Here is a 9,317-nt window from a genome sequence, read left to right on the forward strand (position 1 = left end):
CGCGCTGTGTCATGACAGAAGCGAAAGAGAGACCACTCGATGAGCGCTGTCGCCGATACTCGCTACCGCATCTGCCCGTTGTGTGAAGCAACCTGTGGCCTCGCGATCACCGTCAAGGGGCGGGAAGTAGTCGCCATTCGCGGCGATCGCGACGATGTGTTCAGCCACGGGTTCGTGTGTCCGAAGGGCGCCGCGCTAGCGCAACTGGACCGCGATCCCGATCGTGTGCGCGAACCGTTGGTGCGCCGCGACGGCCGCTTGGTCACTGCATCGTGGGACGACGCGTTCGCGGAAATCGAGCGACGACTGCTCCCGATCATTCAAACCCACGGCCCCGACGCGGTCGCCGTGTATCTTGGCAACCCCAATGTCCACAATCTCAGTTTGTCGATCTACGGCCAGGCGCTCCTACGCACGCTTCGCACCAAGAACCTCTATAGCGCCAGCACCGTCGATCAAATTCCCAAGCAGTTGGCCAGCGGACTGATGTTCGGCACGTTCCTCAGCGTGGCCGTGCCCGACATCGATCGTTGCGACTTCTTGCTCGTGCTCGGCGCCAATCCGTTCGATTCAAACGGAAGTCTGTGGACCGTACCCGACTTCGCGGGGCGATTGCGCGCGCTACAGGCACGCGGCGGACGCTGCGTGGTGGTCGATCCGCGCCGCACGCGCACTGCGGAGGCAGCAGATCAGCATCTCTTCATTCGGCCCGGCACCGACGCCCACCTGCTGATGGGCATTGTCCACACCTTGTTCGCCGAGCAACTGGTCGCGCTTGGCCGCCTTGCCGAGCACGTGAGCGGAATCGCCGAGGTCGAAGCTGCCGCGCGACCATTCACTCCCGATGCGGTTGAGCGCGTCTGCGGCATTGGCGCCGTTGTCATCCGCCAGCTCGCCCGCGATCTCGCGGCCGCACCGCATGCGGCGGTCTATGGACGCATTGGCACCTGCACGCAGGAGTTCGGCACGCTCGCCAGTTGGCTGGTCGATATCTGCAACGCGCTGACCGGCAACCTCGATCGGGCTGGCGGCGCGATGTTTCCGCAGGCGCCGGGCTTCGCTGCCAACACACACGGCACACCGAGTATCGGGCGCGGTGTGCGCATCGGCCGCCGCCACAGCCGCGTCCGCCATGCGCCCGAGGTGATGGGTGAGCTGCCGGTGGCCTGTTTGGCGGAGGAGATCGAAACACCGGGCGACGGCCAGATTCGCGCGCTCATCACTATCGCCGGCAATCCCGCGTTGAGCACGCCCAACGGTGCCCGCCTCACGCGCGCACTCGCGACGCTGGAGTGCATGGTGAGCCTCGACATATACGTCAACGAGACCAGTCGCCACGCGCACGTGATCTTGCCGGGGCGCTCGCCACTCGAGGAGAGTCACTACGACATCGCGTTTACTCAGCTCGCCTACCGCAACGCCGTGCGCTACTCGCCGCCGGTGTTCGCCGCGCGCGCCGATCAACCGCCGGAGTGGGAGACGCTGCTGCGCCTCACGGGCATCGTCGCCGGCCAAGGCGCGCAGGCGAACATCGACGGGCTCGATGACTTCGTTGCGACCACGCAGATCCAAACTGCGGTCGGCAATCCACATTCACCAATCGCTGGCCGCAGCGTGGATGAGATTCTCACGGCCCTGGCACCGCGACGCGGGCCGGAGCGACTCGTCGACTTAGCGCTCCGGACGGGGCCGTACGGCGACGGCTTCGGTGCGACACCGGATGGTCTTACGCTCGCCAAGGTGGAAGCGCATCCGCACGGCATCGATCTTGGTCCGCTGCAGCCGCGCGTTCCCGAATCATTGCGCACGCCATCGGGCAAGATCGAGCTGGCACCGCCGGCGATTCTCGCGGACGTGCCGCGCCTCGCGGCGCTGCTCGTCGACCCGGTACCCACCAACGGATTCGTGTTAATCGGCCGTCGCCATCTCCGTTCGAACAACTCGTGGATGCACAACCTGCCGCTGCTCGCCGGTGGCCGGCCGCGCTGTACGTTGCACGTGCATCCCGACGACGCGCGGCGACTTGGTCTGCGTGAAGGCGGTCGCGCGCGGGTCGCTTCACGCGCGGGGGCCGTGGAGGTCGCCATCGAAATCACCGACGCGATCATGCCCGGCGTGGTCAGTCTGCCGCACGGCTGGGGTCACGATCAGCCCGACTCGCGGCTATCGGTCGCCGCCCAGCAACCCGGCGTGAACAGCAACGTGCTCGCGGATGAGTTCGCCCTCGATCCACTGTCGGGAAATGCCGTGCTCAACGGCATTCCGGTGCAGATCGCAGCCGGCAACTAGGAAGCAGGTTTACACAACACCACGGCGGTCGCGGCAATGGCTTCGCCGCGCCCGACCGCGTCGAGGCCTTCGTTGGTCTTCGCCTTGACGCTCACCTGATCGACTTCAACCAGTAGCAACTCGGCAAGGCGCTGGCGCATCGCGTCGATGTGTGGGGCGAGTTTGGGGCGCTCCGCATGCAGAGTGACGTCGAGATTGCCGAGTACGTAGCCAAAGCCATGGACCCGCCGCACGACCTCGCGCAGCAACTCCGTGCTGTCGATGTCTTTGAAGCGTGGGTCGCTGTCCGGAAACAGTCGACCGATGTCGCCATCGGCGATGGCTCCCAGCAATGCGTCGGCAACCGCGTGCAGCATCGCGTCGCCGTCGGAGTGGCCGAGCAAGCCGGCGTCGTGTGGAATCGTCACTCCGCCGAGTCGCAGCGGGCGGCCCGGCACCAAGCGATGGATGTCATAGCCGTGCCCAATTCGCATGCGCTCCTCCTGTGCGAGCGGCTTGACGCTTCGCCGACTTTCTGGAACTCACAAGTCATGCGTCGCGCCAAAATCATCGCCGCCTTGTCGGCCGTATTGTTGTTGGTCATCCTCGCGTTCCAGAATCCGCTGCCGGTGGAGTTCAAGTTCCTGTGGATGGCAGTCCAGGTACCGAAAATCATGCTGATGGTGATCTCGGCCGTGGTAGGCGCCGTGGCGACGTTGATCGTTCAATACGCGCTCCGGTCCAGCCAATACGCGTCCCGCGCTAGTCGATCATCGGCGCCGAATCAGACACCGCCCACCTCAGCCTCGAGCGTGTAAGTCGCTTCAGTCAGAAGGGCGCCACCGCCGAGGTGCCATCGTTTCCGAGCACGATCACGCGCACGGAGGCGCCGCGCGCGATCGTCTGTTGCTCCGGCGGCGCGATCAACAAACCCTCGCCGGCCGACAGCGAGCGCAGCACCCCGGAGCTTTGCGAGCCGGTCGGCTGCACCTCGTACGTGGGGCCGATGCGGGTGACGACGCAGCGAACGAATTCGGTGAGCCCCGCCGCAGTGGTGACCTCGCTCGCGAGTGTCGCCTCAATGTGGGGCAGATGAATGCGCTCCATGCCCATCATCGTACGCAGGGCCGGCACGACGTAGAGGTAGCAGCAGACCAGCGTCGAGACCGGGTTGCCCGGCAATCCAAACGCCGGCGTGCCCTGGCGAAGGCCGAAGGTGAGTGGCTTGCCTGGCTTCTGCGCCACCTTCCAGAAACGCTCCTCATAGCCAAGCTCGCTGAGCGTCTGGCGTACGAAGTCGAAGCTGCCGACCGACACGCCGCCGGTCGAGAGCATCATGTCGGCGGTGAACGCATCAGCGAACGCCGCGCGAATGCACTCCTGTTGGTCGCGCACGATGCCGAGCCGGATCGCCTCGGCGCCGGCATCTTCCACGGCCGCCGCCAGAGTGTAGGCGTTGCTGTTCACGATCTGACCGGGACCCAACGGTTCTCCGGGCTCGACTAACTCATTGCCGGTGGTCAAGATCGCCACCCGCGGACGACGGCTGACCGGCACGACCGTGAGCCCAAGCGACGCCAGCAAGCCGATGTCGGCTGGACGCAAGACGCGGCCGACATCCAGCACGGTTTCGCCCGCGCGCATGTCCTCGCCCGGCTCGCGCACCGCCGTGCCGGGTGTGACGCGCGCCTGCACGACGACGTCGCCACCGGACTCTTCGGTGTCTTCGACGCGCACCACCGCATCGGCACCGGTCGGCAAGGGTGAACCGGTCATGATCTTCGTGGCGGTGCCGGGGGCGACCGCGCGCGTGGGCATCGAACCCGCACCGACGACTTCGAGCACTCGCAGTCGTACCGGCGCCTCAGGCGCAGCCGTTGCGACATCGCTGGCGCGCACAGCGTAGCCGTCCATCGCGGAGTTGCGAAACGGCGGCACGTCACGGCCGGCTCGCACCGCCTCGGCAAGCACACGCCCGCGGGCGTTCGCCAGCCCGACACGCTCGCTCCCGAGGCGCGGGATGTCGCGCAACACGGCTGCGAGCGCATCGTGCACGCTAATCATGGTTGCCATCTTCACCGTCATGTGGAAGTCGGCGTTGACGCTACGCAGGCACGGCAATCTTGTCAACGCGGCGCGTTACAGTCATAAGAGGGACCGGAACACGATGGCCATCGCGCAAAGAAGACGTCCGCGGCGCAAGCCGAATACCGTGGTCACGGGTCCCGCTCCGGCGTGGGAGACAGTCCTCGGCAGCATCGGCGATGCGGTCGTGATCGTTGACGGGGCCGGCCACATCGCGCTTTTCAATCCCGCCGCTGAGCAGCTGGTCGGCCGCTCGCAGCGCCAGGTGCTCGGCCATTTGTGTACGGACGTGTTCGCCGCAACACCGGCGATTGCCGAGATGGTCGCGCGCACCTTTGCCACAGGCCAGACCCAAGCCCGTAGCGAAGAGTTGCGGCCGCCGCGCGGGCGTGCGCTACCAGTGCGCCTGCAGACTTCTGCGATCTGGGATGCTGGTGGTGGCATTGGCGGCACCGTGCTCACCATTCACGACCTCAGCTACCAGCGTACACTAGAAGAAGATGCGCGCCGCATCGAACACATGGCGCATCTCGGCACGTTGGTCGCCGGCCTCGCCCACGAAGTTAAGAATCCGCTCGGGGGCATCAAAGGCGCCGCCCAGTTGCTGGCACTCAAGCTTGCCGACCGGCCCGAGCTCGGCGATTACACCGGCGTGATCGTGCGGGAGACCAACCGGCTCAGCAAGCTGGTCGACGAACTGCTGCTGCTTGGGGCGCAACGGCCGCCAGAACTGGTGCAGCTCAACATCCATCGGGTGATCCAGGATGTGCTCGCACTCGTGCAGCCGGAGATCGACGCCGCGGGGATGGCACTACGGCTGGAATTCGATCCAAGTTTACCCGACGTCCGTGGAGATGCGGCGCAGCTCACCCAGGTCTTGCTCAACCTGATCAAGAACGCCGTCGAAGCGATGCGCAGCACGCAGCGTGCAAGTGGCCATACACTCACCGTGGTCACGCGCATGGAGACCGACTTTCACCTGCTACGCCAACAGGACGTGAGCGGCAAATTTTTGCGCGTCGAAATTGCCGACACCGGCCCTGGATTGGCGGTAGGCGCGAGCGAACGGTTGTTCGAGCCCTTCTACAGTACCAAACCACGCGGCACCGGCCTGGGGCTGGCGATCTGCCAGCGCCTCGTCGCCGCGCACGGCGGCTCACTCCGGCTGGAGAATCAAAGGCACGGTGGCGCGTCCGCCAGTCTCAACTTGCCGCTGGCGCGCTAGCCGGTTACGCACGTCCGATGAACACGCCGAGTACCACCACGATCCTGGTTGCAGACGACGAAGAATCGATCCGCTTCGTTCTCAAGGAGGCGCTGAGCGCCGACGGCCATGAGGTCGTGTGCGTTGCCGAAGGTCGGGCCGCACTGCAGAAAATCACGGCCGGCCCGGTCGACGTGGCGTTGGTAGACATCAAGATGCCCGATCTCGATGGACTGGAATTGCTGACGCAAGCTCGCACCAGCACGGTGGCCATCCCGATTATTATCATGACCGCGCAGAATACGATGGCGAACGCGATCGAAGCCATGAAGCGCGGGGCTTTCGACTACGTCACCAAGCCGTTTGACATCGAGGAAGTACGCGCATTGGTTCACCGCGCGCTCGAAATGCGTCGCATGTCGAGCGATCTGGCGCGCCTCGGCAATGAGATGCGGCGACGCTTCGAGCTCGGCGTCGAGATCATCGGCAAGACCCCCGCCATGCTCGACATCTACAAGACCATTGGTCGGGTCGCCCCGACCGATGCCACGGTGTTGGTGCAAGGCGAGAGCGGGACTGGCAAGGAACTCATCGCCAAGGCGGTACACTACCACTCGCCGCGCTGGAGCGGTCCATTCATTGCCCTCAATTGTTCGGCGATTCCGCGCGAGCTGCTCGAGAGCGAATTGTTCGGGTATGAACGCGGCGCCTTCACCGGCGCGATCGAGCAACGGCCCGGAAAGTTCGAGATCGCTAGCGGTGGCACGCTGTTTCTCGATGAAGTGGGCGACATGCCTCTAGAGTTGCAGGCGAAGCTCCTGCGTGTTCTGCAGGAAAAAGAGCTGACGCGTGTTGGCGGACGCGAAGTGGTCAAAGTCGATTGCCGCATCATCTCAGCCACCAATCAAGACCTGGAGCGGGCTATCGCCCAAGGGCGTTTCCGCGAAGATCTTTATTTTCGCCTCAAAGTAGTACCGATCATCGTGCCGCCATTGCGCGAGCGGCGTGACGATATTCCGGAGCTGATCGCGTTCTTCGTCGAGAAGGTCAATCGCGAACTGGGCACCAGCGTCGCCGGCGTCTCGCCGGAAGCCCGCGCCATCCTGTCGCAACATAACTGGCCAGGCAACGTGCGCGAGCTAGAGAACACGTTAGTGCGCGCGGCCGTCTTGGCACCCGGTCCCACATTGATGCCGCGCGATCTCGCCCTTGCTGCCGGCACTGAACCCGCGCTGCCTCACGATCATCTCTCTCTCGAAGAAGTGGTGCGGCTCAAGCTCACGGAGTACTTTCGCCAGACCCGCACGGTGGAGCTGACCGACTTGTACCCGCTGATCCTTGGGCGGGTCGAAAAGCCGTTGATCGAATTAGTACTCGAACGAGCCAGCGGCAACCAGCTCAAAGCCGCCGCGATGCTTGGCATCAACCGCAACACGCTCCGCAAGAAGATCACCGATCTGAAGATCGATCTGAAGCGCCGCGGGTCAACGGACTAGCGGCCCATCGGATGCTCACTTCCGTCTCACTGAGGCACACGACGAGACACACAAGGCGACGGTCACTAGCCGGTGCACGCAGGCGATTGCCCGTTGTGCGTCCGCACGCTTCGTCTCGCTGACAAATTTTGCCTTTACCCGATGCAGCAGTGCCAGTCGGCGCATCATGTGCCATGTCTGAAGATGTGCATCATGACGGCACAGTCCTTGCGGAGCCGTAGGCTTGAATGGTGGAGTGTATGAAGAAAGATCTGCGCACATCGCACGGAAGACGGTATTGGCTTCACTGCAGCGTACGGATTCGTACGTCGATGTGCGCGGCCATGAACGGCGCACTCCACGAACTGGCCCATCTGCATCTCACGACGACCACGGCCTGCACGGAGCGCTGAGAGACTGCTGTGATAGCTGCTGTGGTAGAATACTCGCGCCCGTGCGGTGCGGCGTGCGAGGCGCATCGACCGCGTTGTAGTGGCAGCGTCAATTGCTTGGGACTCCCGAGCGATTGGAATCGGAGCGCGCAGTGAGCAGTCTCGGACGGCGCGCGCTGAGTTGCCGCATTCGAGGTCGATGGTCGACCCTCGCGGTGCCGCTGTTCGTGCTCCTGGGTGCGCGGCAGCTCGCAGCGACCGTTGTTGACGACTTTACCAGCGCCGTTACTACCCTGAAGCCCCCGGGCATCGTGCGCACGACGGTGGGCACGACCACAGTCACTGACTCCGGGCTTGCCGGTGTAGTCGGCGGCGTTCGGAAATTCACCGTCTCGGCAACGATGATCGCCACAATGGCCGATTCAGTTACGGCCGGCGTGTTCCCGAGCAGCGGACTGTTGGAGTACGCGTCGACCGTCGAAGCCGACGGGCGGATCGAACTGCTGTACGACGCGGGCGGGAGCGGCCTCGGACTCAATTTCGCGGCAACCACGGGCATCCGGGTGTCAGTCCTGTACGCCGATGCATCTTCGGTTCCGTGCCCTATCACGATCACGCTTGTTGACAGCACCGCCCACGCAGGTTCGGCGACGCGGACGATGACCGTTAGTGGGGCCCAAACCATCGACATTCCGTTCACGAGCCTGTCACCGACAATCAACCTGGCGAACATTTTCAGCATCAAAGTCGCCGTCGATTCCAACAAGGCTGGCGATCTTCGCCTCGGCGTCATTCAGACCTATCCGACGCCGACTCCAACACCGACCCGGACACTCACCCCCACGCCGATCGGGCCAGCGGGGCCGACGCCAACTCAAACGTGCACTCGAACACCAACCAACACCCCGACCGCGACGCCTACCCACACCCCGACACTAACCGCAACCTCCACTCCGACCGTCACACCGACTAGGACCCCAACCACAACTCCGACGTTTACGCCGACCAGAACACCGACCGCGACCCCGACCTGCACACCGACGCGAACACCAACCGCGACGCCTACCCACACGCCAACCGACACACCCACCGCAACACCAACGCAAACGTCAACTGCAACCCCATCGCGCACGCCAACGAACACGCCGACACAGACACCAACTTCAACCCCAACCCGTACACCAACGAGCACGCCCACCATAACGCAGACGGCCACACCAACCGCGACCCCGACGAACACACCAACCGCAACACCGACGGCCACCCCGACTCAGACACCGACGAGTACGGCGACGGCAACGCCCACGGCGACGCCAACCAACACGCCTACTCGCACTCCGACTTCGACACCGACGGCGACGCCGACCGCGACCCCAACTGATACGCCGACATCAACACCGACGAGCACACCCACATCAACACCGACCGATACGCCAACCACGACGCCGACGAACACCCCGACAGCTACCCCGACGTCCTCACCAAGCGCGACACCAACTGACACCCCGACCGCGACACCAACCAGCACGCCGACCTCAACGCCGACGAGCACGCCGACCGCGACGCCAACCAGCACGCCGACGGCGACACCAACAGCATCCCCGACGAACACGCCGACCGCGACGCCGACTGACACGCCGACGGCCACACCGACCGATACGCCAACGGCAACGCCCACCAGCACGTCCACTTCAACGCCGACGGCGACCCCAACTGACACCCCGACCGCAACACCAACCAGCACGCCGACCTCAACGCCGACGAGCACACCGACCGACACGCCGACTGATACACCCACGGCGACGCCGACGAACACGCCGACGAACACGCCGACCAACACGTCGACAGCAACGCCGACCGATACCCCGACGACGACGCCGACGAGCACACCGA

7 protein-coding genes are annotated in these 9,317 nt (G+C 64.5%); 5 read left to right on the forward strand and 2 right to left on the reverse strand.

Features of this window, described 5'->3' with window-relative positions:
• The first annotated feature begins 39 nt into the window (after positions 1-39).
• Positions 40-2,289 (forward strand): molybdopterin-dependent oxidoreductase, encoded by a 2,250-nt coding sequence (locus tag HYR72_02510; protein MBI1813832.1) that lies wholly within the window; start codon positions 40-42, stop codon positions 2,287-2,289.
• Here HYR72_02510 and HYR72_02515 read toward each other — a convergent pair.
• A complete protein-coding gene (locus HYR72_02515; GenBank protein ID MBI1813833.1) occupies positions 2,286-2,762 on the reverse strand; it encodes a 2-C-methyl-D-erythritol 2,4-cyclodiphosphate synthase in 477 nt (158 codons plus the stop codon). The genes HYR72_02510 and HYR72_02515 overlap by 4 nt on opposite strands.
• A gap of 57 nt (positions 2,763-2,819) precedes the next feature.
• Between HYR72_02515 and HYR72_02520 the strand changes: the two genes are divergently transcribed.
• On the forward strand, positions 2,820-3,086 hold the full coding sequence (locus HYR72_02520; GenBank protein MBI1813834.1) for a DUF1049 domain-containing protein: 267 nt from the start codon (positions 2,820-2,822) through the stop codon (positions 3,084-3,086).
• Between the two features lie 10 nt (positions 3,087-3,096).
• Here HYR72_02520 and HYR72_02525 read toward each other — a convergent pair whose 3' ends face one another.
• Complete coding sequence (locus HYR72_02525) at positions 3,097-4,341, reverse strand: molybdopterin molybdotransferase MoeA (protein MBI1813835.1); 1,245 nt, start codon at positions 4,339-4,341, stop codon at positions 3,097-3,099.
• Positions 4,342-4,480: 139 nt separating this feature from the next.
• On the opposite strand from HYR72_02525, the gene HYR72_02530 reads away from it, so the two are divergent.
• The 3 genes from HYR72_02530 to HYR72_02540 all read left to right on the forward strand — a co-directional run.
• The gene (locus tag HYR72_02530; protein ID MBI1813836.1) at positions 4,481-5,578 is read left to right on the forward strand and encodes a PAS domain-containing protein; all 1,098 of its coding nucleotides are present in this window, start codon (positions 4,481-4,483) and stop codon (positions 5,576-5,578) included.
• A gap of 17 nt (positions 5,579-5,595) precedes the next feature.
• Positions 5,596-7,053, forward strand: coding sequence for a sigma-54-dependent Fis family transcriptional regulator (locus HYR72_02535; protein ID MBI1813837.1), 1,458 nt, complete (start codon positions 5,596-5,598; stop codon positions 7,051-7,053).
• A 523-nt stretch (positions 7,054-7,576) separates the two neighbouring features.
• On the forward strand, positions 7,577-9,317 hold a 1,741-nt coding region (locus HYR72_02540), incomplete at its 3' end, for a hypothetical protein (GenBank protein ID MBI1813838.1).

It is taken from the genome of Deltaproteobacteria bacterium (assembly GCA_016178705.1).
Classification (GTDB): domain Bacteria; phylum Desulfobacterota; class Binatia; order HRBIN30; family JACQVA1; genus JACOST01.